Source organism: Polaromonas aquatica, assembly GCF_050626995.1.
GTDB lineage: Bacteria > Pseudomonadota > Gammaproteobacteria > Burkholderiales > Burkholderiaceae_C > Polaromonas > Polaromonas aquatica_A.
On the sequence record NZ_CP192467.1, the window covers coordinates 2,051,462 to 2,077,448 of the forward strand.

At 61.6% G+C, this 25,987-nt stretch carries 24 protein-coding genes; 14 read left to right on the plus strand and 10 right to left on the minus strand.

Annotation, left to right across the window (positions count from 1 at the left end):
* Positions 1 to 177 precede the first annotated feature (177 nt).
* On the minus strand, positions 178 to 783 hold the full coding sequence (locus tag ACQ4MS_RS09835) for a DUF1439 domain-containing protein (RefSeq protein WP_431099315.1): 606 nt from the start codon (positions 781 to 783) through the stop codon (positions 178 to 180).
* 76 nt (positions 784 to 859) lie between these two features.
* Positions 860 to 1,111 (minus strand): hypothetical protein, encoded by a 252-nt coding sequence (locus ACQ4MS_RS09840; RefSeq protein ID WP_431099316.1) that lies wholly within the window; start codon positions 1,109 to 1,111, stop codon positions 860 to 862.
* Positions 1,112 to 1,266: 155 nt separating this feature from the next.
* Between ACQ4MS_RS09840 and ACQ4MS_RS09845 the strand changes: the two genes are divergently transcribed.
* The 5 genes from ACQ4MS_RS09845 (at position 1,267) to ACQ4MS_RS09865 (ending at position 7,070) form a co-directional block, all read left to right on the plus strand.
* Positions 1,267 to 1,704 carry a universal stress protein gene (locus ACQ4MS_RS09845; protein ID WP_431099317.1) on the plus strand — a complete coding sequence of 146 codons (438 nt, stop codon included), beginning with the start codon at positions 1,267 to 1,269 and terminating at the stop codon, positions 1,702 to 1,704.
* Between the two features lie 122 nt (positions 1,705 to 1,826).
* Positions 1,827 to 2,234, plus strand: coding sequence for a MerR family transcriptional regulator (locus ACQ4MS_RS09850; protein WP_431099318.1), 408 nt, complete (start codon positions 1,827 to 1,829; stop codon positions 2,232 to 2,234).
* A gap of 55 nt (positions 2,235 to 2,289) precedes the next feature.
* Positions 2,290 to 3,288, plus strand: coding sequence for an aldo/keto reductase (locus ACQ4MS_RS09855; RefSeq protein WP_431099319.1), 999 nt, complete (start codon positions 2,290 to 2,292; stop codon positions 3,286 to 3,288).
* 189 nt (positions 3,289 to 3,477) lie between these two features.
* Positions 3,478 to 5,145 carry an ABC transporter substrate-binding protein gene (locus tag ACQ4MS_RS09860; protein ID WP_431099320.1) on the plus strand — a complete coding sequence of 556 codons (1,668 nt, stop codon included), beginning with the start codon at positions 3,478 to 3,480 and terminating at the stop codon, positions 5,143 to 5,145.
* Between the two features lie 56 nt (positions 5,146 to 5,201).
* Positions 5,202 to 7,070, plus strand: a complete 1,869-nt coding sequence (locus ACQ4MS_RS09865; RefSeq protein WP_431099321.1) for a CocE/NonD family hydrolase — start codon at positions 5,202 to 5,204, stop codon at positions 7,068 to 7,070.
* Positions 7,071 to 7,106: 36 nt separating this feature from the next.
* Here the strand turns inward: ACQ4MS_RS09865 and ACQ4MS_RS09870 are convergent, their stop codons facing one another.
* From ACQ4MS_RS09870 to ACQ4MS_RS09880, 3 genes are all read right to left on the minus strand, one after another.
* Positions 7,107 to 7,880 carry an IclR family transcriptional regulator gene (locus ACQ4MS_RS09870; protein WP_431099322.1) on the minus strand — a complete coding sequence of 258 codons (774 nt, stop codon included), beginning with the start codon at positions 7,878 to 7,880 and terminating at the stop codon, positions 7,107 to 7,109.
* A 43-nt stretch (positions 7,881 to 7,923) separates the two neighbouring features.
* The gene (locus ACQ4MS_RS09875; protein WP_431099324.1) at positions 7,924 to 9,054 is read right to left on the minus strand and encodes an ABC transporter substrate-binding protein; all 1,131 of its coding nucleotides are present in this window, start codon (positions 9,052 to 9,054) and stop codon (positions 7,924 to 7,926) included.
* Between the two features lie 113 nt (positions 9,055 to 9,167).
* The gene (locus tag ACQ4MS_RS09880; protein WP_431099326.1) at positions 9,168 to 10,202 is read right to left on the minus strand and encodes a porin; all 1,035 of its coding nucleotides are present in this window, start codon (positions 10,200 to 10,202) and stop codon (positions 9,168 to 9,170) included.
* 466 nt (positions 10,203 to 10,668) lie between these two features.
* Between ACQ4MS_RS09880 and ACQ4MS_RS09885 the strand changes: the two genes are divergently transcribed.
* From ACQ4MS_RS09885 to ACQ4MS_RS09900, 4 genes are read left to right on the plus strand one after another with little or no spacing between them, the layout of a single operon-like run.
* Positions 10,669 to 11,640, plus strand: coding sequence for an ABC transporter permease (locus tag ACQ4MS_RS09885; RefSeq protein ID WP_431099327.1), 972 nt, complete (start codon positions 10,669 to 10,671; stop codon positions 11,638 to 11,640).
* 55 nt (positions 11,641 to 11,695) lie between these two features.
* Entirely contained in the window at positions 11,696 to 12,637 is a 942-nt protein-coding gene (locus tag ACQ4MS_RS09890; protein WP_431099329.1) for an ABC transporter permease, read from the plus strand.
* On the plus strand, positions 12,634 to 13,602 hold the full coding sequence (locus tag ACQ4MS_RS09895) for an ABC transporter ATP-binding protein (protein WP_431099331.1): 969 nt from the start codon (positions 12,634 to 12,636) through the stop codon (positions 13,600 to 13,602). The genes ACQ4MS_RS09890 and ACQ4MS_RS09895 overlap by 4 nt, the downstream gene beginning before the upstream one ends.
* Positions 13,603 to 13,608: 6 nt before the next feature.
* The gene (locus ACQ4MS_RS09900) at positions 13,609 to 14,610 is read left to right on the plus strand and encodes an ABC transporter ATP-binding protein (protein ID WP_431099333.1); all 1,002 of its coding nucleotides are present in this window, start codon (positions 13,609 to 13,611) and stop codon (positions 14,608 to 14,610) included.
* Positions 14,611 to 14,658: 48 nt separating this feature from the next.
* On the opposite strand, the gene ACQ4MS_RS09905 is transcribed toward ACQ4MS_RS09900, so the two are convergent.
* The 3 genes from ACQ4MS_RS09905 to ACQ4MS_RS09915 form a co-directional block, all read right to left on the minus strand.
* The gene (locus ACQ4MS_RS09905) at positions 14,659 to 15,930 is read right to left on the minus strand and encodes a sensor histidine kinase (RefSeq protein ID WP_431099335.1); all 1,272 of its coding nucleotides are present in this window, start codon (positions 15,928 to 15,930) and stop codon (positions 14,659 to 14,661) included.
* A gap of 7 nt (positions 15,931 to 15,937) precedes the next feature.
* Positions 15,938 to 16,645, minus strand: coding sequence for a response regulator transcription factor (locus ACQ4MS_RS09910; protein WP_431099336.1), 708 nt, complete (start codon positions 16,643 to 16,645; stop codon positions 15,938 to 15,940).
* 103 nt (positions 16,646 to 16,748) lie between these two features.
* Complete coding sequence (locus tag ACQ4MS_RS09915) at positions 16,749 to 17,543, minus strand: MipA/OmpV family protein (protein WP_431099337.1); 795 nt, start codon at positions 17,541 to 17,543, stop codon at positions 16,749 to 16,751.
* 230 nt (positions 17,544 to 17,773) lie between these two features.
* Between ACQ4MS_RS09915 and ACQ4MS_RS09920 the strand changes: the two genes are divergently transcribed.
* The 3 genes from ACQ4MS_RS09920 to ACQ4MS_RS09930 all read left to right on the plus strand — a co-directional run bounded on the left by ACQ4MS_RS09920 (position 17,774) and on the right by ACQ4MS_RS09930 (position 20,745).
* A complete protein-coding gene (locus tag ACQ4MS_RS09920; RefSeq protein ID WP_431099338.1) occupies positions 17,774 to 18,502 on the plus strand; it encodes an MlaA family lipoprotein in 729 nt (242 codons plus the stop codon).
* A 545-nt stretch (positions 18,503 to 19,047) separates the two neighbouring features.
* Positions 19,048 to 19,977, plus strand: a complete 930-nt coding sequence (locus ACQ4MS_RS09925) for a helix-turn-helix domain-containing protein (RefSeq protein WP_431099339.1) — start codon at positions 19,048 to 19,050, stop codon at positions 19,975 to 19,977.
* Between the two features lie 69 nt (positions 19,978 to 20,046).
* Positions 20,047 to 20,745 (plus strand): B3/B4 domain-containing protein, encoded by a 699-nt coding sequence (locus ACQ4MS_RS09930; RefSeq protein WP_431099340.1) that lies wholly within the window; start codon positions 20,047 to 20,049, stop codon positions 20,743 to 20,745.
* Between the two features lie 100 nt (positions 20,746 to 20,845).
* Here ACQ4MS_RS09930 and ACQ4MS_RS09935 read toward each other — a convergent pair whose 3' ends face one another.
* Positions 20,846 to 21,862, minus strand: a complete 1,017-nt coding sequence (locus tag ACQ4MS_RS09935) for a zinc-dependent alcohol dehydrogenase family protein (protein ID WP_431099341.1) — start codon at positions 21,860 to 21,862, stop codon at positions 20,846 to 20,848.
* 109 nt (positions 21,863 to 21,971) lie between these two features.
* On the opposite strand from ACQ4MS_RS09935, the gene ACQ4MS_RS09940 reads away from it, so the two are divergent.
* The gene (locus ACQ4MS_RS09940; RefSeq protein ID WP_431099342.1) at positions 21,972 to 22,850 is read left to right on the plus strand and encodes a LysR family transcriptional regulator; all 879 of its coding nucleotides are present in this window, start codon (positions 21,972 to 21,974) and stop codon (positions 22,848 to 22,850) included.
* A gap of 137 nt (positions 22,851 to 22,987) precedes the next feature.
* Here ACQ4MS_RS09940 and ACQ4MS_RS09945 read toward each other — a convergent pair whose 3' ends face one another.
* Positions 22,988 to 23,899 (minus strand): hypothetical protein, encoded by a 912-nt coding sequence (locus ACQ4MS_RS09945; protein WP_431099343.1) that lies wholly within the window; start codon positions 23,897 to 23,899, stop codon positions 22,988 to 22,990.
* Between the two features lie 326 nt (positions 23,900 to 24,225).
* Between ACQ4MS_RS09945 and ACQ4MS_RS09950 the strand changes: the two genes are divergently transcribed.
* Positions 24,226 to 25,944: a ShlB/FhaC/HecB family hemolysin secretion/activation protein gene (locus ACQ4MS_RS09950; RefSeq protein ID WP_431099344.1), complete on the plus strand. Its 1,719-nt coding sequence runs from the start codon at positions 24,226 to 24,228 to the stop codon at positions 25,942 to 25,944.
* The last annotated feature ends 43 nt before the right edge of the window (positions 25,945 to 25,987 follow it).

Consider the following 25,987-nt stretch of genomic DNA (forward strand, 5'->3'; position numbering starts at 1 on the left):
CGTTCAATACACGCCGGTGAGGCTTCAGGCGCCGCTGGCCCCCATCCCAACCTTCCCCCAGCGGGGGAAGGAGGAAAACCACCCACACGCCGCAGCGCGTCGCTTTTTATTCCGTTTCCCGACTTAGCTCCTTCCCCCAGCGAGGGAAGGAGTAAAGCCAGGCACGCGGCAGCAGACTCAACTCATCGGCTTGTTCACAAACGCAATCACCAGTCCCTTGTCCGTCACGGTGATCGTGCTGGGCTGCACGCCCATGCTGTTGGGCAGTGCCAGGTCCTGGGCGTTGAGCGTGTGCAGCACGGCGCCCTGCAACGCCTGCTCTGCCAGCTGCGGGCCGTAACTGCCCAGCAGCATCGAGGCTTCCGGCGGCAAGCCTTCAAACTGCAGCGCATTCACGCGTAACTCATGCGCGCGTATCGTCATGTCGCGGGCCTCATAGCGCAGCGCAAAGTCCAGGTCAAAGGTGCCTGGGTAGGCCCGCCGCAGCGCCGGGCCGCCGGCCTCCACCGCCATCACGGCGCCCAGCCGGTTTTGCGTCGCCAGCATGCGCAGCTGCGGCGCCTGTACGGTAATGTCGAGAATGCCCTGCGCGCGTTTGCGCAACGGAAAGCGCCTGGCAATCGCATCCTGCAGCTGCGCCGTCGTCACGGTATAGGTGGGCTGGCCATGGGCGCCAAAAAGCACCAGGTATGCAGCGCCGCCCATAGCCAGGCGCGTGGCGGTGTCCAGCAGCTTGCGCCGTTGTATTCCCTGCGCCAGGGGGTGTGGGGGGCATACTTTCATCATCGGTTCGATGGTGCACCGCGCGAATAGTTTCCCGCGTCAGCGAATGCCGCAAATTGCGCGGCGTGCCGCAGGCCTACCGACCAACCACCGACCAGCCCGCCTTCTGGTTGGTCTTGTCGTTTTCATACTCCCAGGCCGTGCCGCAGCGGTCGCATTTATAGCGGGTGATGGTGATCAGCCCGTGGCGGCGCGTTTCATGGCGGGGGTCCCCCTGCACCAGCTCGGGGTGGCCCGGCGCCTTGCGCCAGTTGCGCTGTATGCCCGCGCACGAGTCGCACAGTTCCATCTTCTTGAGTTCACTGGCACGGTTGGGGTCTTGGGTCATGGTCTGCTTTTTGAATCGGGTGTGTGCCCCGATTGTCGCCGGTGTTATTTTTCTCCCCGGCGAGGCGACCACGTTGGCGCAGGGGCGATCATTTGACCGGCTCCGGCCGCAGGCCTATTCTGGAATCGCCCAGTCACCTTATTCGGGAGAACATCATGTACAAGCAAATTTTGCTGGCTTACGACGGTTCCGAATCAGGCCAGAAAGCCTTGCTGGACTGCAGCGAGATCGCGCAGTGGAGCGGGGCCTCTTTGACGCTGATTGCCGTCACGCCGCTGCAACGGCAGGTGGTCGCCGCCGAAGGCGTAATCTACGAACAAAGCATCGCCGACCAGGAACGGGAAAGATACAGGGGCATCCTCAATGACGGCTTGCGCCGGCTCATCGAATCGGGCCGGGAAGCCAGCGGCGAAGTGCTGTACGGCGAAACTGTCGATGAAATCGTCAGGTACGCCAAACAGATCGAAGCCGACCTGATTGTGGTCGGCCACAAGCATCTGGACAGCTGGGCCGTGCGCTGGTGGCGCGGCTCGGTGTCCAAATCACTGATTGCCCATGCACCCTGCAGTGTGCTGGTGGTCATTACACGGTAGGTGGTAGAACTGCTAAAACGCAGGCGGAGTGACCTCCTGGCCCGGCGATGCAACAACGCCAGGAGGGTTTTGTGTACGGCGCCGCTTGACTTCGAGTGCGCTCGAAGTTTTACAGTCACTGCATGACCACCGCACCCACCGTCTCCATAACCGTTTCTTTGAGCATCGCCGAAGCCGCAGAAGCCTCTGGGCTGAGCGCCTACACGCTGCGCTATTACGAACAGATCGGCCTCATCGCCCCCATCGACCGCCGCAGCGGGGCGCGCCGCTACAGCGACGCCGACATGCGCTGGCTTGATTTCCTGGTACGCCTGCGCGCCACCGGGATGTCCATGCGTGACATGCAGCGCTACGCCCAGCTGCTGCGCAAAGGCAACACCGCCAGCAGCATGGCCGAGCGGCAGACTTTGCTGGAGGAACACGCCGCACGCCTGGAAGCCGGCCTGCGCGCCCAGCGCGAAACCCTGCAGTACATCCGCAAAAAGATCGGCCTGTACGAAGAGCTGCGCGCCGTGCCCAAACGCGCCTGACCTGCTCATCGCCTTCGCCAGCTCGCCAATTTCACACCCTCATCCAAAGGACACCATGATCAAAACCCGCACCCTCGGCCGCAACGGCCCTTCCGTCTCCGCCATCGGCCTCGGCTGCATGGGCATGAGCGACTTCTACAGCAACCGCGACGACGCCGAGTCCATCGCCACACTTCACCACGCGCTGGACCAGGGTCTCAATTTTCTCGACACCTCCGATATCTACGGCCCGCATACCAACGAGCAGCTCATCGGCAAGGCCATCGCCGGGCGCCGCCAGGACGTGTTTATCGCCACCAAGTTCGGCATCATGCGCGACCCGGCCGACGAAACGGTGCGCGGCGTCAATGGCCGACCTGAATACGTCAAGGCCAGCTGCGACGCCAGCTTGAAGCGCCTGGGCATTGAACAGATTGACCTTTACTACCAGCACCGCGTTGACAAAACCGTGCCCATTGAAGATACCGTGGGCGCGATGGCCGAGCTCGTGAAGGCCGGCAAGGTGCGTTACCTCGGCATGTCGGAGGCGTCGGCCGCCACCCTTGGCCGCGCCTGCAAGGTCCACCCCATCGCCGCACTGCAAAGCGAATATTCCTTGTGGACGCGCGATCCCGAAGTTACCGGCACGCTGGCCGCCTGCCGCGAGCACGGCGTAAGTTTTGTCGCCTATTCGCCGCTGGGCCGCGGCTTTCTCACGGGCACTTTCAGCAAGCCTGAAGACCTGGCCGCCGACGACTACCGCCGCAAGTTTTCGCCGCGCTTTGCTGAAGACAACTTCAAGCGCAACCTGGCATTGGTCGAGGCCGTCAAAGACCTGGCTGCGGCCAAAGGCGTCACGGCGTCCCAAGTCGCGCTGGCCTGGGTGCTGGCACAGGGCGCCGACATCATTCCCATCCCCGGCACCAAGCGCCGCAGCTACCTGGACCAGAACATCGCCGCGCTTGACGTCACGTTGAGCACCACCGAGCTGGCCCAGCTCGACAAGGTTTTCCCACCCGACGCTGCCGCCGGTTTGCGCTACCCCGCGTCTTTTCTCGGCACGGTCAACGCGTAAGGCGGGAAGGTCCGGCCGCCCGTTGGCGGACCGGATCATCGTTTGGCGCCTGCCTTGGGCTGAAACGCCCAGCACGTCGCGGGATCCACGACGCCCGCGCGTCCCGGCATAAAAACCCCGGTTGCCCGAAGATGTCTCTGTGAAGTCCAGGCACCTGCTAACAAATTTGTTGTATCGTACACCAATACGATGTATCATTTATCGATACGACGATTGTTATTTTTACAGGAAACCTGGTCTAACCTCATGGAGCATCAGATGGGAATCGCACTAACTTGTCTCCGCCGTTTGCTGGTGGTTGTCGCGGCGATCACGCTTTTGGGCACAGCGTCGGCCGCTGATCTGAGAATCGGCTTTAAATCCGAAGTCACCTCGGCTGACCCCCATGTTCTGGGCGCCGCAAATCGCGGTGTGTGGGTGAATGTCTACGACTCGCTCATTGGCCAGGATGAGAAATTGCATCCCATCCCTGTTCTGGCTTTGTCCTGGAAGGCGATAGACGAAAAGCAGTGGGAGTTCAAACTGCGCCCCGATGTCAAATTTCACAATGGGGAGCCCATGACGGCTCATGATGTGAAGTTCTCGCTGGACAGGGCACGGGCGCTGGTTGGTCCGCGGACCTTCAAGACGTATCTGAGGGCCGTTGATTCCGTCCGGGTGCAGGATCCGTTGACGGTCATCATCAAAACCAAGGAATCCGCCCCGACTTTGCCTGAAAACGTAGGCCTGGTGGCCATCATCCCCAAAGGAAATGGCGCAGAGATCAAGGAGGAGGATTTTGAAAACGGGAAGGCCGCGGTGGGTACCGGGCCTTTCAAGTATGCGGGGTTTATTCCCAGCCAGCAAGTGACCATGACGCGCAATGACGCGTACTGGGGCATGAAGCCTGCCTGGATGAAGGTGACTTACCAATTTATTCCGAAAGAGCCGGCGAGAGCGGCTGCGATGTTGGGCGGAAGTGTCGATGTCATTGACGGCGCTGCCGGCAGCCTGAGTGAGACCTTGAAGAAAAGCGAAAAGGTGTCCCTGGTCTCTACAACCTCCTATCTGCTCAATTACCTGTCCATGGACCAGTTCCGCACGGTCTCGCCTTATGTCACCGGCAATGACGGGAAGCCGCTCACAAAAAATCCCTTCCAGGACAAAAAGGTTCGTCAAGCGATCACCGTGGCCATTAACAGGGAAGCCATCAACAAGTTCGTCATGAAAGGCGATGCAGAACCCGCCACGCAGATCGTACCGTCCGGCTTTTTTGGGCATGAGCCTGCGCTGAAACTTCAGCCTGGAGACACGGCGCAGGCCAAGGCCTTGCTGGCCGAGGCTGGCTACCCATCCGGATTCAAGGTGGTTTTGCATTGCACCAATGACCGGTACCTCAACGATGCGCGAGTCTGCGAAGCAATTGCCCAGATGTTGACGCAGGCGGGGATAAAAACCGATGCCAGGACGCTCCCCTATGCCAACTTTGTGACCCGGGCGACAAGCGGTGGGCCCGGTGGCGAGCCCGAATTCAGCCTGGCCATGGTTGGCATCGGCGCGGTTCTCGGGGACTCGCTGGAGCCTTCCACCGCCGTTGTCTACACCTTTGACAAGGCCTTGGGGACCGGGGCCAACAACTACGGCCGATACAGCAACAAGGAGTTTGATGCGGCAATCAGGTCCGCGGCAAAAACACTGAATGAAAAGGAGCGCCAGGAGCTGCAGCGAAAGGCCGCGAAGCTCGCCGCGGAGGACGTTGCCGTCATACCCGTGCATAACGCGAAGGCGGCATGGGGATTGCGCAAAGGCCTGAGCATGGCACCGCGAAGTGACGGGTTCACGATAGCGAGTGGCATCAAGGAAGCGGCTTCGAAGTAAGAAAACCAGCGAATCGGGCAGCGGGGTGGATAGAACCGCGCCAAACAGGGAAACAGATGAAAGACTCGACGTTCAGCAATCTTGCTGTGGTGATTGAACGCAATGTGATGGTTCCCATGAGGGACGGCGTCAGGCTGGCTACAGACATATACCGGCCAATGCCGCAGGCAGGTGAGGACAAGAAATTCCCGGTCATCATGGAGCGCACACCCTATGGGAAGCACCTTGAAAGCCGAACCGAACGCGAACCGGGAAGCACACGCCCCATGTCGCGGGAAGAGGTGGCAACGTACTTTGTGGCCCAGGGCTATATCGTTGTGTACCAGGATTGCCGCGGCAGGTACGGGTCCGAAGGAACGTTCACGAAATACCTGAGCGAGGCCGACGACGGCCATGACACCTGTGATTGGCTCGTACGGCAACCATGGTCCAACGGCAGGATAGGGACGAAAGGCCTTTCGTATGCGGCGCATACACAAATGGCCCTGGCATCGACCGGCGCACCCGGGTTGCAGGCCATGTATGTCGACTCAGGCGGATTTTCCAATGGCTACCAGAGCGGCATCCGGCAGGGTGGGGCCTATGAGTTGAAGCAGGCCGCATGGGCCGTTCTCTTCGCGTCCAGCATCGCCCAGCGGTCAGAAAATACGGCGGTCGCCACAACGCTGAAGAATATCGACGTCGACGATTGGTTCCGAAGGATGCCATGGCGTCGTGGAAACTCCCCGCTTTCCGAGACGCCTGAGTATGAAGAGTTTCTGTTTGACCAATGGGAGCGGGGCTCTTTCGATGACTACTGGAAGCAGCCCGGGATCTACGCAGAGGGCTTCTACCATCACCTTCAAAATGTGGCCACGGTTCACATGTCTTCCTGGTACGACGTCTATACGCGTACCGCAGCTGAAAACTACATGAGCCTCAAAAAGATGGGGGCGCCGGTACAGCTCGTTTTGGGTCCGTGGGTGCATGGAAACCGGTGGTTGACCTATTCAGGAGATGTGGACTTTGGAGAACAATCCACTTTCGGCAACCATGTGGCCGCGACTTTTCTCGACGCCAGGCTGAAGTGGTTTGACCGCTGGCTCAAAGGCCACCCGGCCACCGAGGGCGATGCCCCGGTAAGGCTGTTCGTGATGGGCGGTGGGTCCGGCAGGAAGAACAGCGAAGGTCGCCTTGACCATGGCGGTAGCTGGCGCTCCGAGCAGGACTGGCCGATTCCGGATGCGCAGTGGAAGCCCCACTATCTTCACGTTGATGGTTCGCTGTCCCTCGCTCCTCCAGAGAGACATCACGGTGCGTTAGCGTATCGATTTGACCCCAAAAATCCGGTTCCCACCCTGGGCGGCGGTGTGGTTTCACGCCCACCCGGAATACTGGCCGGTGCATTTGACCAAACAACCGATGAGCGCTTCTTTGGCTGTGCGGAACCGTTTCACCCGCTCATTGAGCGCGAAGACGTTCTTGCCTTTTCGACAGAGCCGTTGCCAGAGGATGTCGAAATTACCGGCCCAGTGGTGGCGAACTTGTGGATATCTTCCGATTGCCCGGACACGGACTTCACCGTCAAACTGGTCGATGTGTACCCGCAGAGCGAAGACTATCCAAACGGTTTCGCAATGAACCTCACCGACGGCATTCTGCGGGTGAGGTACAGGGACTCATGGGAAAGCCCGGAGTTGATGACGCCGGGAACGGTGTACCCCATCCGCATTGAGGCGTTTCCGACCAGCAATCTTTTCAAGGCCGGGCACCGCATCCGGGTGGACATTTCGAGCAGCAACTTTCCGCACTTTGACGTCAACCCGAACACCGGCGATCCCGAGGCGCAGGCGACGACGAGCAGAACGGCGCTCAACAAGGTCTACATGAACAGCCAGCATCCATCGCATGTGGTGCTTCCTGTGATCCCGAAGCGCTCTCGGTAACAGGTAGTCGCAGCGCCCCCCCCAGGCGCGCTGCAGCTAATCTGCAGAGGCTTCGGAGCGACGATACCCGAGCTCAACCGACAGGTCATAGGCCGCCGCGCACAGGGGCTTCGCCAGTTTCTCCAGCCCTTTGGCGGTGATGCGGCTTGAGGGAATGGAAATGGCCATGGCGGCGATGACCTTTGACGTGCCGTCACGAACTGGTGCGGCCACGGAAAGGACTTCGTTCGTGATTTCGCCCAGGGACGTGGCGTAGCCTTGCTTGCGGATCTTGATCAGCTCCTCGTTCCATTTGGTGCGCTGAACGATGGTGTTGGGCGTGAACTTCTGAAAGTCCTGGGCGAAAAATTCGTCCAGAAACTCCGCAGGTGCGTAGGCCAGCAGGACTTTGCCCGACGCACCACCATGAAGAGGCCTTCTCATGCCGACGGACCCGTGGATACGTACGTCATGGGTAGAGTCCCATCGGGCCACGGAGACAGATTCAAAGCCGTCGCGGACACGGATCTGGACAATCTCGTTGAACTTGCTGGCCAACTGCTGAAGATACTTGCTGGCCTGCCTGACAAGGCTGACCTGCTCATCGGCAGCCAGCCCCACAAGCAGTGCGTTGTAGCCGAGATGATAGGTAGCGGCATCACCTGAGCGCTGAACAAAACCACGCCGTTCCAGCGTGCTAAGAAGGCGGAACGCCCTGGCCTTGGTGATTCCCGATCTTTTGGAAAGCTCGGTCACACCCAGGCCGGGGTTCTGGGCTACAAGCATCAATAAGCCGAGTGCTTCATCTACCGACGCTACGTTGTAATCCATTGCCTTCTTTGCGGCCGATTTGCACTCGGCGGGTATGTTTGAGTTAGCGAAGCATTCTACCGTCAGGGCTCAGTACGCTGATGTCGACATACGACGATCCCGAGTGATTTGCCGGAGAAAAATTGATGGAGAACCCGCCGAGATTTAACTCCCTCAACGACTCCAGGGAGCGTTTCAGTTTTGCCGAAGCAGGATTCGGCCCGGCGCGTTTCAGGCCCTCGGTCAGCACCCTGGCCGCTATGTAGCCTTCGGCCGCGGCCAAGGTCAAGTCAGAGCCCGGCACGCCGAATTTCTTGTGATCCTCCTGCATCTCCCTGACAAGAGTGGACGTCTTGCTGGACGGATCGGGGACAACCAGCGCTATGCCTAGCCCGTAGGCGGTCTGCTTGCCGATTCTTTTCACGACGGCGGCACCATCGGTGACCGAGAGGGCGACGACCAATGCCGAGCTTCCGCCCTGGCGAAAATTCTTGTAGAACTCGGCGGTCGCGGCACTCGTCGCCACCGCAATGACCGCGTCGGGTTTTGCCTTGAGGATCGTTGCCACTGCTTCATTGACATGGGTCGTGCCGTATTCGTAGCTCGCGCTGCCCGAGAGCTGAAGGCCTTTTCCCCTGATTGCGTGCTGCGCCCGGTCGTAACCTTCAATTCCAAACGGGCTCTTCTCATAGAGGATAGCGATGCGCCTGTGCCCGATGATGCTCATGTGCGACAGAATCTTCTGCACCTCCTGGGCATAGTTGGCGCGGGTGTGGAAAATCCATGGGTTCACTGGTTGATGAAGTGACACGGCACCCGTCCGGGGCCCTATCAAAGGAACGCCGGCAGTGGCCAGTACTTTCTCCTGAACCAGGGCTTCAACGGGGGCGGTTCCAGAAAGCCCGATAAGTGCGACAGGCTTCTCTTCCTGGATGATCTCCCTTGTTTTTTCTACCGAATCCGATGCGTCTGGCCCCCGGTCTTTGGTGACCAGTTTGAGCTTTGCGCCGTAAATTCCGCCCCGGTCGTTGACGGCATCAAAGTACAGTTGCACGCCCACCTTTACCTGGCTTGCCGCGGAATTCGGATCTTTGAGCTGGCCGACCTGGCCTATCACGATGTCCTGCGGAGCGGAGGAGGCAACTGCACAAACTGCCGTCAGAATGCCTGTGCTGATCCAATGCTTGATTGACATACCTATGCTTTCCAAAAATGATGGAGCTGCCTGAGCGCTCCCGCTATCCATAACAAAAAGCCCGCCGGAGGCGGGCTTAGCGGACCAGGTGCCTGAGCCAATTTCTCTGACGGTCAGAAGTTGTGCTGAATGCCGACCCCATAAACGCGGATCACATCGTTGGCGACCCGGCTGTTGGGATCCTGGCGGTCATAGAAGGCGTACAAAGAAGTCCGGTTGCTCATCTTGTAGGCGTAACCCGCCTGCAGGCGCTTGAGCCTGGCGGCAGGATCGCTCTGGACATCCTTGCGGATGTAATTGCCCATGACCTTGCTCTTGGGCGTCACCTCCCAGGAGGCACCGATCATCTGCGCGCCCACCTTGCTGCGCGACAGGGCATTGCCTTGAAAGTTGTCGCGGTTATAGACCGCCCACGCACGGATCGCGCCGAAGTCGTAGGAGCCGACCAGCATCCACTTGTTCTTGAACTCATTGAGCGCCGCCCCGCCGCGTTTGCTGTCCGTCCCGTACCCCACGCCCAGGCCCAGCGGACCGCCGCCCTCGCCATAGCTGAGGGACACGTCGGTCTGCTTGTAGTCGCTTTCAAAGCGGATCGGGCCCGCAGGGGCCTCCGCCCGGCCTTCACCGTTGAGGTAGTGGCCGGCGCGAAAGACAAAATTGCCGATCACCGGGCTGGCATAGCCCACGGCGTTGGAGACACGTGTGCGCGCGTTGAAGATGGAGGTGCCGATGGCGGTGGCGCCGGCGTCGTGGATGACGTACTCCACGTTGCGGCCAAGGATCGCGTAGATGGGCGTGCGGCTGGGCGCGGCCGAGTCAATGCGGCCGATATTGACGACACCGAAGCTGCCGCCGAGCCCCACAAAAGAGTTGCGGTACATCGGTGTGCTCGAGGCCCCGGTGTCGGAAGAAAACCCTGTTTCGATCCCGAAAAAAGCCCTCAGGCCCTCGCCCAGGTCTTCGCTTCCCTTGAAGCCGAAGCGGGACGCGTTGCCCGTGATGAGGGTCTGGGATAGGGCGCCGGTTTTGGAGTTCTCAAAGCTCGTGTCGACTCTTCCGTACACCGTCACCGTGCTCTGCGCCCATGCGGCTACAGGCGTTATTGCGCCGGCGGCAACCGCGGCCAGGCAGATCATCTTGAATTTCATTTCTCACTCCTGAAAGTTCTGTAAATGGCGGGGAACTAACCACCGCCGCGTAAGTGCTCATGGGCGCAATTCGCCCAGGTCTGTCCTGCTTCCCTCCTCGCCGACCGTCATAAATCCTGAAAAACTCGCTTGCTTTTTTGTATTGACTAGCGATACACTGTATCAAACAGCGTTACAACTAGATCATGAAGCGGTGATGACTGTCAAGAAATTTCGCGGTGCTGTTGCCGCGAATGCACAAGGTGAAAGCTGGCAAGGCGTTGGTTGGCCTCTAAATTGCGAGCAGTTGTGCGAACGTGACGTATCGGCGGGAGGCCTCCCGCTGACTGGAGTTTTTGATGGAAGTGACGTGCAATAGAGGGCCTGTCGCGGTTTCCCTGGGTGGGTGCCACGGGCTCGAGCGAAGCAGCGTGCGATGTGGATGCCTGTGGGTCCGTGTCGCAGGCAGAGATAAGGACGCAATCTGATGTTTGGGCCCATATTCCAGCGGATGCGCGACAGCCTGGTTGTCGTTGCGCTGATGTCCGCCATCGCGTTTACGGGCATTCACCTCGTTGGTGACCCCATACACCTTCTTGTCAGCCCGAATGCCACCACTGAAGAGGTGGAGGCCGCGGCGCGCAGCCTCGGACTGGACCGGCCGATCCATGAGCAGTACGCGCTGTTTGTGAAACATGCCATCGAGGGAGATCTCGGCAAATCGTTTGTTTTCAACCGACCGGCGCTGGGAGTGGTCCTGGAACGCATGCCCGCAACCCTGGAAATGGCGTTTGTTGCATTGATACTGGCGCTGGTTATTGGCATTCCCCTCGGTCTCGTCGCGGGGTTGATGCCGCACTCCTGGGTTCACAAACTCATTGCCGGACTTTCCATCGCGGGGGTCACCATTCCCACCTTCTGGAAGGGGCTCATCCTCATCCTCATCTTTTCGGTGAACCTCGGGTGGCTTCCATCGGGCGGACGAGGCGACACCGAACAGCTGTTTGGCATTGCCTTCAGCTTCCTGACATGGGATGGCCTCAAACACATGATCCTGCCGGCGACGACGCTCGCCATATTCCAGATTGCCATGGTGATCCGCCTGACCGAAACCGGCACCCGTGATGTGGTGCAACAGGAGTACGTGCGGTTTGCGCGTGCCAAGGGCGTGTCCGGGCTAAGGCTCCTGGTGAGACACATCGCCCCGAATGTGATGATTCCCGTTGCCACCGCGGTCGGGCTCGAATTCGGTCATCTCATTGCCTTCTCGGTAGTGACCGAATCGGTCTTCGCATGGCCAGGCATGGGAAAACTCATCATTGACTCGATTCTTCATCTCGACAGACCGGTGGTCGTGGCCTACCTGATGGTCACCGTCCTGCTGGTGGTATCCATCAACCTGTTGGTCGATCTCCTGTACGTGATTCTTGATCCCCGGCTCAGGGTTCGCAGCAAGTAGAAACAAGAACACAAGAACACAAGAACACAAGAGAAAAAGAAACAAGAGGCACCCCATGATCCAGACCGAATCATTGAACCCGGAAGAAAAACCGGCGGCTCCGCCAGTGTTGCCGCCGGCGCAAACCCCGTGGAGCCGGATCCGGCGGCAATTCCTGCTCAGCAAAACTGCGTCGATAGCGCTCGTCGTCTTTGGGCTCCTGCTCATCGTGGCGTTGGGCGCTCCGTGGTTCTCCCCGCAGAACCCGTACGACCTGGCAGCCGTATCGATCGTCGATGCGGAACTCGCACCAGGCGTGCGCAGTGAAGCGACCGGAATGCTGCATGTCCTCGGCACCGACGGCGCCGGACGGGATCTGATCAGCGCGATCTTCTACGGGCTACGCATCAGCATGGCTGTCGGCCTCCTGAGCGCGTTGGCCGCGCTTTGCATCGGAACAACCGTCGGCCTGACGGCCGCCTATTTTGGCGGACGTGTTGACGCGTTCCTGATGCGGGTCGTTGATCTGCAGCTGAGCCTGCCGGCAATCCTGATCGCCCTGGTGCTCCTGGCGTCGCTGGGCCAGGGCGTAGACAAGACCCTGCTTGCGCTCATCATTGTTCAATGGGCCTACTACGCGCGAAACGTGCGCGGGGCCGCACTGGTGGAGCAACAAAAAGAGTACGTGGAGGCGGCGATGGGGCAAGGGTTGCCCGCCAGGCGGATCATGTTCAGGCACGTGCTGCCGAACTGCATGGGAACGCTGATTGTCACCGGCACACTGCAGACGGCACACGCCATCAGCCTGGAGGCAACCATGAGTTTCCTGGGCATAGGACTCCCACAGACAGAACCCTCGCTGGGGTTGCTGATCGCGAACGGGTTCGAATACATGCTCACGAACAAATACTGGATCTCGGTCTATCCAGGTCTGGCGTTGGTGTTCCTGGTGGGGTCGATCAACCTGATCGGTGATCGCCTGCGTGTTGTCTTCAACCCGAAGCTGGATCAGGTATGAGCACAAGTGCATTGAAGGTGAATGGGCTGGTCACTCATTTCGAGACAAAGGCCGGGGTGGCCAAGGCGGTGAATGATGTTTCTTTCTCGGTTGAGCAAGGGCAAATAGTCGCTTTGGTGGGTGAGTCGGGGTCGGGCAAGTCCGTGACGGCGATGTCCTTGATGAACCTCGTAGATCCACCCGGGCGAATCGTCGCCGGTGAAATCCTCCTTCGGGGAAATAACCTGCGCACCGTTTCCGCCCGCGAATGGAACAGGATTCGCGGCAAAGAGATGGCAATGGTTTTCCAGGACCCCATGATGTCGCTCAACCCCGTCATCCGGGTCGGAGACCAACTGACGGAGACCATCCGGATCCACGCCAAGGTGTCCCAGTCAGATGCCAGGGTGCGGGCATGCGCCGCGCTGGCCGCGGTGGGAATCCCGGCGCCGGCCGAGAGGATGCGGGCGTATCCGCATGAGCTGTCGGGTGGCATGCGCCAGCGAATCGCCATCGCGAACGCCATCGTCAACGAGCCGGCTGTGATCATCGCCGATGAGCCCACCACCGCACTGGACGTCACAATCCAGGCGCAGATTCTTTACCAGATCCGGAAGCTGACAAAAGAACGCGGAACGGGACTGGTATGGATCACGCACGATCTGAGCGTGGTGAAGGACCTCGCGGACTACGTGTGTGTGATGTATGCCGGCCGCATTGTCGAAAAAGGCACGGTCGCCGACGTGATCAGGTCGCCAAGACACCCCTACACGCGCGGCTTGATCGACTCGCTGCCCAAGTCGCAGGATCGCGGCTCCCTGCTCAAGCCAATCCCGGGGAGTACGCCGCCCCTGTTCAATCTGCCGTCCGGCTGCGCGTTCGCGCCTCGATGTGGCCGGGCAACGGAAGCATGCAGGAAGGTACCCACTGTGACCCGGACAGATGATCGGGAGTTTCTTTGCTTTCACCCCTACACGAACGATTGACAACGCATGACCACGATACTTGAAGCGGCCAATGTCTCGAAACGGTTTGGCGCCGCACAAACCTGGAGCGGGCAACTGGCGCACAAATTGAAGCTTGCCCGCAAGACGCCAAAGCAGGTGTCCGCAGTGAGCGACGTCAGCCTGCAGATCGAGGCGGGGGAGGTGGTCGGCCTTGTGGGTGAATCGGGCTGCGGAAAATCAACCTTCGGGCGGATTGTTGCCGGCATTCTGGAGCCGTCCAGCGGTGACGTCATGGTTCACCAGGTGCCAGGCAAGCCCTATTTCCCGGATGTTCACCGAAACGTCCAGATGGTTTTTCAGAATCCCTATGGTTCGCTCAATCCGCGGCTGCGTGTGGACCAGCTCCTGAGTGAAGCGGCCGTCTATCACGGACTGGTTTCCGCAAAGGACAAGGAGCCGTTCGTGAGAGGCCTCCTGGAGCAGGTGGGACTGGACGCCAGTTACGGCGAGCGGTATCCGCACCAGTTCTCCGGTGGCCAGCGGCAGCGAATTGCCATCGCAAGGGCGCTGGCCCTGAAGCCCTCGCTGGTTGTCTGCGATGAGGCTGTTTCGGCCCTGGACGTGTCCATCCAGGCGCAGGTCCTCAATCTTTTCCAGAAACTCCGGCGGGAACAAAATCTTGCCTACCTGTTCATCAGCCACAACCTGGCCGTAGTGGAGTATCTAGCCGACCGGGTGGCAATCATGTATCTCGGCCGCATTGTGGAACTGGCCAGAACGGAAGTGCTCTTCAGTCAACCCAACCATCCCTACACCAAGGCACTCATTGCCGACGCGCCGCGCATGGATGCGAAACCGCTCACGTACAAACCCATTGCAGGGGAAATGCCGAGCCCCATGAATGTTCCCAGTGGATGCGCGTTTCACCCTCGCTGCCCGCATGTCATGCCCATCTGCCGGGAAGTCCGGCCGGCCCTGGTCGAAGTCGCGTCATCGCAGGTGTCGGCCTGCCATCTGAATACCACTTCAAAAGCTGCGGAGTCCTGACACCGGACTGCACGCCCTTGAGGCGGGCCGGAGCCGGTGTCCGAGCCGCTAGAAGCGGACCTCCACCACAGAACCCTTGTTCACCTCCGACGAGATGGCGAGGGACCATTTGAAGCGCTCGCAGATCCGCTTTGTCAGGAAGAGTCCCAGCCCGCGCCCGCCGCCGGGCTTCATGGAGCTTTGCAAGGCCGCGCTGTAGCTGCGTGCGGCTTCCACCGCGTCGAAGCCCTCCCCGGAGTCGGCCACACGCAGCCTTTCCCGGGAAAGGCTGACCGTGACTTCCCCCTTCTGGGTGTTTTCGGCCGCGTTCCTGAGGAGGTTGGCGATGACTATCCTGACCATCGCTTCCGGCGCGTTGACGGAAAGACTCACGCAATCGACCAGCAGGAAGCGTGCGGGTTTGAACGCCAGCAGATGTTCATGGTCCTGCATGAGCTCCTGCAGAATCAGGTCAACCCGGCTGGTTTCCGTCTTCGTGTTGCCGTCGGGCTCGCGCGACAGGTAGAGCAGGGCGCTCATGGTTTCGGTGAGGTTGTCGACGGTGCCGCGGATCCGCTCCAGCGGTCCCTTCGCCTGCGCAGGAAGGGCCTGCTTGGCCAACACATCCACCGCGCCGCTGATCACGGCAACCGGGGTACGAAACTCATGGCTGGCCTGGTCCAGCAGGCTGCGCTCCCGCTCGATGAAGCGCTCCACCCGTTCAAGGTGGCGATTGGCTTGCACGGCGATGTCGTGCAGCTCGGCCTGCGGGTAGTCGACCGAAAGCCGCTGCGACGGCTGCTCCGGATCCAGCGCTTCCATTTTCTGCGCCAGGTCCCGCGCGGGCTTGCGCAGGCTGCCGTACAGCCAGAAGATGGCCGCGCCCACCATCAGCAGGTTGACCAGGACGAACACAGCGCTCGCGATCCCCATGTTGTTCTGCAGGTTTTCGATGTCGGTCATGTCGATCATCGTGATCACGCGGCCGTCCGCGACCGGGGTGATCAGTGCCGCATAGTGCGACAGCGGGTCATGTTCTTCCAGATCCTCTTCGCTGTAAAAGCCGGCGGGCAAGGGCGCCAGGTAGGCCGGCATGTCCGCCGGCAAAGCCGCGCCGTTCTTGAGGTGCCAGCCCCTGTAGGCGCCTTCGGTCGGCAAGGGCACAGGGTGCTTGCCCGTGTTGCCGGCGATGTAGTGCTTCGTGGTCGATTGAAGAATCTGCTCCCACACCGGATGCAGAATCATCACCTGCCCGAAGGAGGCCACTGCAATGACCCCCGCCGCCATCAGCAGGCCGAAGGCGACGAACAGGGCGCTGATGCGCCAATGCAGGTCAAACATGCGCCGTTTATTCGCCATCGTGCACCCTGATGCTGTAGCCCTGCCCGAACACGGTGTGCAGGATTTTCTGCGCGCCCTCACCATCGACTTCTTTCCGCAGCAGATGCATGTGCGACCGCAGGATGTCATTGTCCAGTGTCCGCTCACCCCAGATTTTCGACTCAAGGTGTTCGCGACTCACGATGTGCGGCGAGCGGCGCATCAGGATCTCCAGTATCTGCCGCCTGATGGGAGAAAGTGACAGCTCGCGGTCTCCGCGCGTGATCACAAGGGACTGCAGGTTAAAGCGCAAGTCGCCAACTTCCAGGACCTGGCCGGGGGCTTGCGCTGCATGGCTGCGCGTCACCAGCACCCGCAGCCGCATTTCCAGTTCCGGCAGGGCAATCGGTTTGACGAGGTAGTCGTCCGCGCCGGCTTCGAAGCCCTGCAGCTTGCTGCCCAGCTGGTCCTTGGCCGTCAGCATGATCACCGGAATTCTGGACTTGAGCTCATCCCGAAGGTGCGCCAGCATCGTCACGCCATCCATGCGAGGCATCATCCAGTCCAGAACAATGGCGTCGTAGTGGTTGAGCTGTACCAGGCCAAGGCCCGACTTCCCGTCGGGCGCAGCGTCGGGTTTGTGGCCGCAGGCTTCCAGGTAGTCGTAGATATTCGCCGCCATCGGCGCGTTGTCCTCGACGATCAGAATACTTAACGGGCCTTCAACCATTTCCATCTCGGTCCTCCATCTCGGCATTCATCCCGGTCTTCATTCCGGCCTTCATTCCGGTCTTCGCGCGCCGGTGCAATGGCGCCCGCCGGCAGTGAGGCAGCGGGCCTCAGAATTTCCGGGAAACTCCGACAAAAACAGAAGTTACTCCTTTTGCGTCCTTGTCCACCAAGGGGCTGTTGGTGATCTTGCCGGGGAGTGCGCTGTAAGACAGGCTGCCCAGCAGCATCCATTTCTCCGCGAATGGCCGCATCACTTCAACGCCGACACGGGGAATGACCGCGCTTCCCGGCTTGTAGTTCACCACACCCCGGGCGACTTCCGCGTCGAGTGTGCCGTAGTAGTAGTTGGCCAGCTTCCTTGAGTAATGGCTGACCGACACGTTCGGCGTGACCGTGGTGGCGCCCCACTGCAGCGGATAGCCGTACTTGGCGGACGTCTCAAAACCTTTGCTGGCGCCTGATACATCGGCCCTCAGCGCCAGTTCCACCACACCCATCGGGCCTTTGAAAGACCCGGCAATTCCCAGGTCCAGGCCGTCGTCCCGGTCTTCGAGCAGGTTGCGGTTGATGCCCCTGGCCGCAAGTTCCGCTACGCCGAAATCCCCTTTCTTGATGCCATTGAGCCTGGCACCCAGGGTGGCGTCCAGTTTGAAACCGTCGCGGCTGAGCAAATGGTAGCCACCGCTGAGCCCGCGCCAGAAGAACTTCTCTCCCTGGTAGCTGATCAGCGGTACCGCGCTCCCGTTGGAGCTTTCCCCCGCGTAAATGCTGCTTCGGGCCGCCACACCCACGCCCAGACCCCAGGGTGAGGCCCCGGGCTCGGGCCTGGGTTGCGCGGAGGCACCCGTGAACGCCGACAGCAACGCCACAGCGGCGGGAACAACAACAAATTTGCGCTTCATGGGAGATTTCCTCTTTGACGATGATGGGAAAAGGTCGCCAGCAGGCTGCCGGGCTGGACGCACTGTGCCGCGCCGCTGTCGTGGAGATGTCGCGGCCGGCAAACATGCGCCGCGACATCTCGGCGACAAGGACCTCTCACCATTCCTGCCTTCCTGTGTCCAGTGAGCCGCACCTTGTGCGTCACGCTGCCCACGCATTCGTCGGCTTGTTTTTTTGAGGAGAAGTTGCCATGCAAAGCGCCAATCCGTCCTTTCTTTCACGTGCAATCGGTGGGCTCCTGGGCCTCGCCATGCTGCTCATGGCCGGCTGCGCCACAGTCCACAACCCGGACCCGCTGGAGTCGCTGAACCGCAAGACCTTCGCCCTGAACGAACGCGTGGACAGCGCCGTGATGGCGCCTGTGGCGCGGGCCTACGTGCGGGTGGTTCCCGCGCCGGTGCGCACTGGCGTCGGCAATATGTTCTCCAACACCAAAGACCTGTGGTCCGCCGTCAACCTGGGGCTGCAGGGGCGGCCGGTCGACGGTGCGTCGGATGTGCTTCGCTTCGGCACCAATACAGTGTTCGGCGTGCTGGGCATCTTTGATGTGGCCACCAGGCTCGGCCTGGAAAAGCACGGCGAGGACTTTGGCCAGACGCTGGGTGTCTGGGGCATCGAGCCGGGTGCCTACCTCGTGCTGCCCTTGCTCGGGCCGTCCAGCCTGCGCGAAACCGCCAGCTTTCCACTCGACGCGATGGGCACGGTTTCCCTGAGCGGCAGTGACGTCGCACTGGGCAACACCCTCACGGCGCTGAAGCTGGCCGACGGGCGGGCCAGGCTGCTGCCCGCCACCGACATGGTGGACCAGGTCGCGCTGGACAAATACCTGTTTGTTCGCGACGCCTATTTGCAGCGCCGCAAACATCTTGTCGACAACCAAAAGCCGCCGCAGCAGCTGCAAGAGGAAGAGGCGCCGTAATTCACCCCATCACCCTTTCACGTCTTTACTTTTTTTGATACTGGACCCCTCAGGATGACAAAACGTCAAGCCCGCCCTTCCGCGGCATCTCGCCCGGTCGCCAAGTCTGCGCCCGTTGCCGGCGCAAACAATTCACGCTCACTCAAACATGACCCCGCAGCCATGGCGCCGCTTCCGCTTTTTTCGATGTACCTGTTGGGTGCCGTGGCCGGCAGGGCGGGCGCGGCGCGCGGCCGCAAGCCATGACTACGTAACTACGTGACGTCGGGGAAGGCAAGGCCGCCACCGGCTTGCCGCGGCAAGCTGGCGGGACACTGACCGTCGAAGGCCTTGAGCGGCGCCCGGCCGCCTTGCTGCCCGCTGAGCGCCGCTACTGGGACTTTGAAGGCTCGCTGACGCCGCGCGTCGCCATTTCAGGCCATTTTTCGCCCTTGTTAAGCATCAAAAGCGCCTGTAGCCCAAATAAAACGGGCGCTATTAGCTATCAAATCAATAGCGTCACGGGCGCCGTGACACAGCAGGGTGTTTCAGGTCATCATTCACCCATGCCGTCATCGCTTTCTTCACGCGCATCACCCGCCCACCAGGGCCGCGTCTTCGGCTCGCCGTGGGCAGGCGTTTACGCCACCCACATTGAAAGCGCGCGCCACTTCGGCCGCCATTGGCATGCGGTGTACGGCGTGGGACTCATCGAACACGGCGCGCAAAGCTCGGCCAGCGGACGCGGCCATGTCGATGCCTACGCGGGCGACGTCATCATGTGCAACCCCGGCGAAGTGCATGACGGCCGGCCGCTGGGTGGCCCTTCGCGCCGCTGGCGCATGCTGTACTTTGAGCCCGCCGTCATCGCGTCCATGGTGGCCGACTCGCCCCATTCGCCCGATACGTTGCAAGACATTGAACTCACCTACCCCGTCACGCAAGACGTCCGCCTGCGCACCGCGTTGCAACGCCTGCTCGATCGCCTGCAGCAGTGGGACGCCGGCGCGGGCCGCAGCGGCGCGGATGCGCTGGCCTGTGAAGAGTCGCTGGTCCACGCGTGCGCCCTGCTGCTGCACCGCCACGCCGCTTTGCCTGTCACGCAATCGCAAGCCTCATCGCCTACTTCACCTTCATACTCATTACTCGAGCTGCACCGCGCCCGTGACCACCTCGCCGCCGACCTGCTCGCGCCGCCCACCTTGACGGAGCTGGCGCACGCGGCCGGCCTCAGCAAGTTTCAGTTGCTGCGCCGTTTTGAAAAAGCCTTCGGCCTCACGCCCCATGCCTGGCTGCTCCAGCAGCGTGCCGAACGTGCGCGCAGCCTCATCCGCAGCGGCGCCGGGCTGGCGCAGACAGCCGCTGCCTGCGGCTTTGCCGACCAGAGCCACATGACGCGGCTCTTCGCCCGCCAGTTCGGCTTCACGCCGGGCGCGTGGCAGCAGGCCATGGGCAAAAGCTCGTATCCATCCGCGGGCAGAATCCCGCTGCAATAACGTTCAAGACGGCTGGCGTGCGCGGCGCCATGCTGGCCGCTGTTTCACTTTTCAAAGAGGCAGCCGCGCATGTTCTTTCGCCATTCCCCGGCCATCTGGGCCGACTACCCCGAGCTGGTGCCCGGCGTGCTGGCCGCCAGCGGCATCACGGCAGACGCCGACGTGTCCGCCCAGGTCGCACGCTTCAACGCCATCGCCGCCGCCCGCCTGGCCACCAGTGCCGAAGGCGAGCTGCCCGAAGTACAAGCCTGGCGCCGCACCTTTTCCAGAATGGGGCTCAAGCCCACGCAGTACCGCTGCGCGTCTGAATCTCTGCTGCGCCGCTTTCGCAAGGAAGGCGCCTTGCCGCAACTGCACCCGCTGGTTGACCTGTGCAACGCCGTGTCGATTGCCTTCGCCATTCCCATCGCCGTGTTTGACGTCGCGCAGGTGGCGCAGCAGCTGGAGGTGCGCCATGCCACCGGCGCTGAAAACTACCAGGCCTTCAGCGGCGACACAGAACACCCCGAGCCGCACGAAGTCATCTTTGCCGACGCCGCCCAGCCGCCCGCAGCCCACGCCCGCCGCTGGACCAACCGGCAAAGCGGCCTCTCGGCCGTCAGCGCCGCCACGCACAGCGTGCTCATCGTGGCGGAGGCGCTGCACGCCACGGCGGCCGACGACGTGCGCCGCCTGATCAGCACCCTCGCGGCCGAGCTGACCGCCACCTGGCCGGCCGCGCCCGTTACCGCCGTACTGAGCCGTAGCGCATCGCAGTTTGATTTTTAGCCTGTTTCAGGCTGTTTTATGCATGAAAAGTGCCTGTACCCCAATAGAAACTGGCGCGAGCAGCTATTAAATTCATAGCGTGTGATCCCGAGCGCGCAACTCAATGCGCAATCGCAATCTTGCCGAAGTGCCGCCCGCCGGCGCTGAGCTCGGCGTACGCCGCAGCGGTGTCGGCGATGCCGAACACGCGGTCGATCACCGGCACGATGCGGTGCGCGGCAATGGCGCGTGTTGCTGCGGCCAGGTCGGCGACTGACCCGGTGCTGTTGCCGACGATGCGCAAGGCCTTCACGATGATGGGCAGCAGGTTGATCGAAGCGGCGGTGCCGGTGACGAAGCCGATCGTAAAAATCGTGCCGCCCATGGCTGCCGCGTTGATGGATCGTGTGAAGCTGGCTTCGCCCACCGTTTCCACCACCAGGTCCGCGCCGCGCCCGCCGGTGAGTTTGAGCACCTGCTCGTCCCATGCCGGCGTGGCGCGGTAGTTGATCAGGTGGTCCGCGCCCAGCTGGCGTGCGCGCTCCAGTTTTTCGTCAGACGACGACGCGATGATCACCGTCGCGCCCGATGCCTTGGCAAACTGCAGGGCAAAGATGCTGACACCGCCGGTGCCCAGCAGCACGACCACTGACCCTGGCCGAAGCGAAGCTGAGCGCACGGCGTTCCACGCCGTGGTGGCGGCAATCGGCAGCGCCGCCCCCTGCACAAAATCCAGGTGCGGCGGCAGCGCAACCAGGCTGCTGGCAGGCACGGCCACGTAGTCGGCCAGCGAACCGGGCAAGGTGATGCCGCGCATCGCGGCCACGTTGCGCGGCGTCATGGCGCCGTCTTGCCAGCCGGGCATGAAGTGCGGCACCACGCGGTCGCCCGCCGCCAGGCCCAGGGCCGTGGCGTCAACGCCTTCGCCGAAGGCCACGACTTCACCGGCACCGTCGGCCACCGGAATCATCGGAAAAGTCGCACCGGGAAAGGCCCCGGTGGCAACCGCCACGTCCGCGTAGTTCAGCGTGGCCGCATGCAGGCGCAGCAACACTTCGCCGTGGCCGGGCTTCGGGTCGGGCAGCTCGGTGAGGCGAAATGCGGTCAGGGAATTGGAAGTGAATTGAACGGCTTTCATGGTCTGGTTTCCTGGAATAACGGGGATGAGAAGGAAACGCCAGTGTTATTTAGAATCAATTCGGGATAAACGCCGGTTTAATTGATTCATTTAAAAGTCAGGGTGTTAAATGGACTTGCTCGACAGCATGAAGGTCTACGTGCTCGCCGTCGAAAAAGGCAGCCTCAGCGCGGCCGCCACGGCCTGCGAGATTTCCGCCACCATGGCCGGCAACCACCTGCGCACGCTCGAAAAGCGCCTGGGCATGCAGCTGCTGAACCGCACCACCCGGCGCCAGCACCTCACGCCCTTTGGTGAGGACTACTACGTCCGCTGCAAGGAAATCCTGAGGCTGGTCGCCGAAACCGATGAACAGGCGCAAAACCTGCAGCTCGCGCCGGCCGGCAAGCTGCGCGTCACCGCGCCTGTGTCCTTCGGCACCGAGGCCTTGATGCCCGCCTTGTCCGAATACCTGGAGCGCTATCCGAAGGTCAGCATTGATGTGGTGTTGAGTGATCGCGTGACAGATTTGCTCGAGGAAGGATTCGAGGCGGCCATCCGCATCGGTCCCGTGCCGGACTCAGCCCTTATCGCGAGGCCGCTGGCGCCGTACCGGCTGATGATCTGCGCGTCTCCCGCCTACCTGGCGCGCCGGGGCACACCGGCCAGGCCTGACGACCTGACCCAGCATGAGTGCCTGTCTTTTTCGCCCTCGGCCATGGCGCATTGGCGTTTGCAGGACCAGGAGCACATTTGCCGCGTGCCAGTGTCCGGCCGCCTGCAGGTCAACCATGGGCAGGCGCTGCGGGTGGCGGCCTTGCATGGCATGGGCATCGTGCTGCAGCCGGCGATTTTGCTGGAGGCCGATGTGCAGGCGGGCCGGCTTGTCCAGCTCTTTCCGCACCATGCGTTGGCCACCCGGCCGATGAGCATCCTTTACTTGCCCGACCGCTACCGCTCGCCCAAGCTGCGCAGCTTTGTGGACTTTGTGGTGGAGCGGTTCAAGTAGCGCCAAAGGAATTTGGCCTGCTTTGAGCCCTTTCAGGCATAAAAAGTGGCTGTAGCCCAAGCAAAATCCGCGCGAGCAGCTATTAATTTAGTAGCGGTGTGCGACCACTCCGGCAGCCACTTCGCAAATCATCCGGCCTACTTGTCGGCGGGAAAGTACGGCGCGCCCTGAATCGCCGTCAGCGGCAGATAGAAAGTTTTCACCGGCACCAGCGGCGGTGGTTTCACGGACGTCGCGGTTCCGGCCGCTATCTCTGCGGCTTCTTCCTTGCTGGGGCGCTTGGCCTCGGCCAGCGCTGGCTGTATGCAGGCACTGCGTATTCTTTCCAGTGCTTTTTCCGGCAGTTCCTTGCGCACGCCAAAGCGGCGGCCATCCACATGCAGCACCTCGTCGTCTTTCAGCGTGGCGAGCTGGTTCAGCGGCGGGCTGCCAAACGCCCGGTTGTAGCCCACACGCAGCGTGTTCGCATCGCCACGCCGGTACTGCACCACGCGCAGCTGTTTGGGCTGGCCGTTGGCATCCACTTCTGCGTCGGCTATATAGAAGTAGCGCACCTGCGCCACCGGCATGGGCGGCAGCTTGTAGCTTGAAGACCAGCCGTTGTGGCCGTCGTCAAAGAGCCGGCGCAGGCTGGTGGGCAAGGCCTCGTCGGTGCCCGTGGCAAACGCGACCGACACCGCGCGCGAGAGCGAATGGCCATGAAAGTCAAACTCCACGGTCCCTTTCTGCTCAGGCACCACCTTGCCAAAGGTGGGGAAGACGGAGCCGTTCTGCCGCACTTCCTGCAGGCGCACGCCGTTGCCCTCGGCCTTCCAGCGCCCGCCAGCCAGCATGTCGAGCGAGCCGCCCATGAAGCTGAAGCAAAACGTGTTGTCGTCCAGCAGCATCAGCTGCGCACGCGCATCGGACGAGCTCTGGGTGTACATGCCCACGTAAGGCGTTTCAGCCGCTGTCAGCGCATGCGCGCCGGCCAGCGGTAGCAAGCCAAGGGTGAAGGCGGCAAGCGTGGCGCAAAGCGGTTGGGAGGGGAAGAGGGAGAGCGGGCGCATAGGTAGTCAGTCAGGGGGCGAAGCCATGGAATGTAGTACAGCGTGGCGCCAAGCCGTCATGATACAAATTGATACAAGTGGCAGAAGGATTGAAAGTGGGGCTTGGCGCGAGGGCAATTTCCCAGCGTCCTGGGGCTGTCGGAGGTCGTTTCAGAGGGAAATCAGTGCGGACAGACCCAGCTTTGCACAAACGGATGTCCCACGATCATGGGATTGCTTAAATACATTTTGAAACATATAGTACATTTCGATAAGGTTTAACCCTTATCAGAAGCCATTGATTAGTGCTTTTTTCTGATCCCACGGCACGCCGTACGAAAGAGAAAATGTTGTTGCGCAGCCCCAAAACCAGCCACAGAACACTGTTTGTTCTGGTCTCTTCCCTCTACGTCCTGCCGGCAGTTGCACAGCAGGTTCGCCCCGACGCCGGGACACTGCTGGAACCCAACCGGCAGATTCCCACCGTTCCCGCCACCGGGGGGACTCCGCCAGTCGCCGTGCCCCAAGTGCCGGCCGCCACGGGATTCGACAAAAGCGTGCAGCTCACCCCCGCAGCCTTCCGCTTTCAGGGCAATACCGTTTTTAATGAGGCACAGCTGACCGGCATAGTGGCCCCGTTTGTGGGCAAGCAGACCGGCATGGAAGGCCTGTTTGAAGCAGCCGCAGCGGTTCGGCGCTACTACCGTGAGCATGGCTATCTGCTGACGGAAGCCTACTTGCCGGCGCAAAAATTTTCAGAGTCCGGCGGCACGGTGCTGATCCAGGTGCTCGAAGCCCGCCTGGGCAAGGCGCGGGTCATCGTGGAAGGCACCGGCGTTTCGGAGGCACTGGCCACACAAATTGTGCAGACGCAGCTGGTACCGGGCGGCCTGATCACCGTGGACCAGCTCGAAAAACCCGTTCTGTTGCTGCGCGACCTTGCTGGCATTGAAGCCACCGCCACGGTGGAGCCGGGCGCCGCAGAGGGCGAGGCCGACATCATCGTCAGCGTCAAGCCCGCAGGCCCGAAGTTCGCCGCCGTGGTCGGGCTGGACAACATGGGCGCACGCAGCGCCGGGCGCATACGTACCTATGTCGATGCCAGCGTCAACAACCTCACCGGCCGCGGCGACGTGCTGTCGGCGCGCGCGCAAGTCTCCGAGCGTTCCAGCTCCGAGCTATACCGTCTCGGCTACCACACCACAGTCGGCGGCTACGCCACCAGGCTGGGCGTCAATGTGGCCCGCGCTGAATACACGCTGGGCAAGGAGTTCGCCGCCCTCGGCGCCAGCGGCCAGGTAGACGTGCTGGCCTTCTCGGTCTCGCAGCCCATCATCCGCTCCCGCACAGCCAACCTGTACGCCGAACTTTCCGCCGAGCGCAAGGACCTTGCCGACCGGACCACCACGCCCGCCACGGCCAACGACAGGCGGATCCATAGCGTGCGGCTGGGCGTCGTGGGCAATTTCATCGACCACATGGGTTCCGACGCATTCACCAGCTACGCATTGAGCCTCACCCGTGGATCGCTTCGCATGGATGCGGCCACCCAGGCGCTTGACCAGAGCGTCTTCGGTCTGCGTACGGCGGGCTCCTTCAGCAAGGTGAACGTCGAACTGCAGCGGACCATGTTTGTGTCGGCAGCCGGGCGTGTCAATGTCGCGGTGCAAGGGCAATACGCGTCCAAAAACCTGACCTCCGCGGAAAAGTTCTCGCTGGGCGGCCCCACCGGCGTGCGCGGCTATCCCGTCGGCGAGGCGCTCGGAGACAACGGCGCGATTGTCAGTGCTGAATACCGCCACCAGTTGCCCGACCTGGGCACAAAAATCCCGCTCTTCGGCTCCGTGTTCTACGACTGGGGCAAGGTCAAGTTCAACCGTTCAGGTTCTCCTTTCGCCACGCCGGCTACCCAGACGCTCAGCTCCGTCGGCATCGGCCTCTCGGCGGGCACGGCGGGCGACTACCTGGTCAGCAGCCACCTTGCCTGGCGCACCGGCAGCGCCGTGCCGACGATGGAACCCGACAAAAAACCGCGCCTCTGGTTGTCCCTCCAGAAGTGGTTCTAGCCGCGTAACCCGTAGCCAGCCGCAGCCGGCCTCAGCCTCTCTT

What these genes read in the sequence shown, in the direction of transcription:
- ACQ4MS_RS09835 (WP_431099315.1), bottom strand. Translation starts at nt 783, where the DNA reads ATGAAAGTATGCCCCCCACACCCCCTGGCGCAGGGAATACAACGGCGC.
- ACQ4MS_RS09840 (WP_431099316.1), bottom strand. Translation starts at nt 1,111, where the DNA reads ATGACCCAAGACCCCAACCGTGCCAGTGAACTCAAGAAGATGGAACTG.
- ACQ4MS_RS09845 (WP_431099317.1), top strand. Translation starts at nt 1,267, where the DNA reads ATGTACAAGCAAATTTTGCTGGCTTACGACGGTTCCGAATCAGGCCAG.
- ACQ4MS_RS09850 (WP_431099318.1), top strand. Translation starts at nt 1,827, where the DNA reads ATGACCACCGCACCCACCGTCTCCATAACCGTTTCTTTGAGCATCGCC.
- ACQ4MS_RS09855 (WP_431099319.1), top strand. Translation starts at nt 2,290, where the DNA reads ATGATCAAAACCCGCACCCTCGGCCGCAACGGCCCTTCCGTCTCCGCC.
- ACQ4MS_RS09860 (WP_431099320.1), top strand. Translation starts at nt 3,478, where the DNA reads ATGTATCATTTATCGATACGACGATTGTTATTTTTACAGGAAACCTGG.
- ACQ4MS_RS09865 (WP_431099321.1), top strand. Translation starts at nt 5,202, where the DNA reads ATGAAAGACTCGACGTTCAGCAATCTTGCTGTGGTGATTGAACGCAAT.
- ACQ4MS_RS09870 (WP_431099322.1), bottom strand. Translation starts at nt 7,880, where the DNA reads ATGGATTACAACGTAGCGTCGGTAGATGAAGCACTCGGCTTATTGATG.
- ACQ4MS_RS09875 (WP_431099324.1), bottom strand. Translation starts at nt 9,054, where the DNA reads ATGTCAATCAAGCATTGGATCAGCACAGGCATTCTGACGGCAGTTTGT.
- ACQ4MS_RS09880 (WP_431099326.1), bottom strand. Translation starts at nt 10,202, where the DNA reads ATGAAATTCAAGATGATCTGCCTGGCCGCGGTTGCCGCCGGCGCAATA.
- ACQ4MS_RS09885 (WP_431099327.1), top strand. Translation starts at nt 10,669, where the DNA reads ATGTTTGGGCCCATATTCCAGCGGATGCGCGACAGCCTGGTTGTCGTT.
- ACQ4MS_RS09890 (WP_431099329.1), top strand. Translation starts at nt 11,696, where the DNA reads ATGATCCAGACCGAATCATTGAACCCGGAAGAAAAACCGGCGGCTCCG.
- ACQ4MS_RS09895 (WP_431099331.1), top strand. Translation starts at nt 12,634, where the DNA reads ATGAGCACAAGTGCATTGAAGGTGAATGGGCTGGTCACTCATTTCGAG.
- ACQ4MS_RS09900 (WP_431099333.1), top strand. Translation starts at nt 13,609, where the DNA reads ATGACCACGATACTTGAAGCGGCCAATGTCTCGAAACGGTTTGGCGCC.
- ACQ4MS_RS09905 (WP_431099335.1), bottom strand. Translation starts at nt 15,930, where the DNA reads ATGTTTGACCTGCATTGGCGCATCAGCGCCCTGTTCGTCGCCTTCGGC.
- ACQ4MS_RS09910 (WP_431099336.1), bottom strand. Translation starts at nt 16,645, where the DNA reads ATGGAAATGGTTGAAGGCCCGTTAAGTATTCTGATCGTCGAGGACAAC.
- ACQ4MS_RS09915 (WP_431099337.1), bottom strand. Translation starts at nt 17,543, where the DNA reads ATGAAGCGCAAATTTGTTGTTGTTCCCGCCGCTGTGGCGTTGCTGTCG.
- ACQ4MS_RS09920 (WP_431099338.1), top strand. Translation starts at nt 17,774, where the DNA reads ATGCAAAGCGCCAATCCGTCCTTTCTTTCACGTGCAATCGGTGGGCTC.
- ACQ4MS_RS09925 (WP_431099339.1), top strand. Translation starts at nt 19,048, where the DNA reads ATGCCGTCATCGCTTTCTTCACGCGCATCACCCGCCCACCAGGGCCGC.
- ACQ4MS_RS09930 (WP_431099340.1), top strand. Translation starts at nt 20,047, where the DNA reads ATGTTCTTTCGCCATTCCCCGGCCATCTGGGCCGACTACCCCGAGCTG.
- ACQ4MS_RS09935 (WP_431099341.1), bottom strand. Translation starts at nt 21,862, where the DNA reads ATGAAAGCCGTTCAATTCACTTCCAATTCCCTGACCGCATTTCGCCTC.
- ACQ4MS_RS09940 (WP_431099342.1), top strand. Translation starts at nt 21,972, where the DNA reads ATGGACTTGCTCGACAGCATGAAGGTCTACGTGCTCGCCGTCGAAAAA.
- ACQ4MS_RS09945 (WP_431099343.1), bottom strand. Translation starts at nt 23,899, where the DNA reads ATGCGCCCGCTCTCCCTCTTCCCCTCCCAACCGCTTTGCGCCACGCTT.
- ACQ4MS_RS09950 (WP_431099344.1), top strand. Translation starts at nt 24,226, where the DNA reads ATGTTGTTGCGCAGCCCCAAAACCAGCCACAGAACACTGTTTGTTCTG.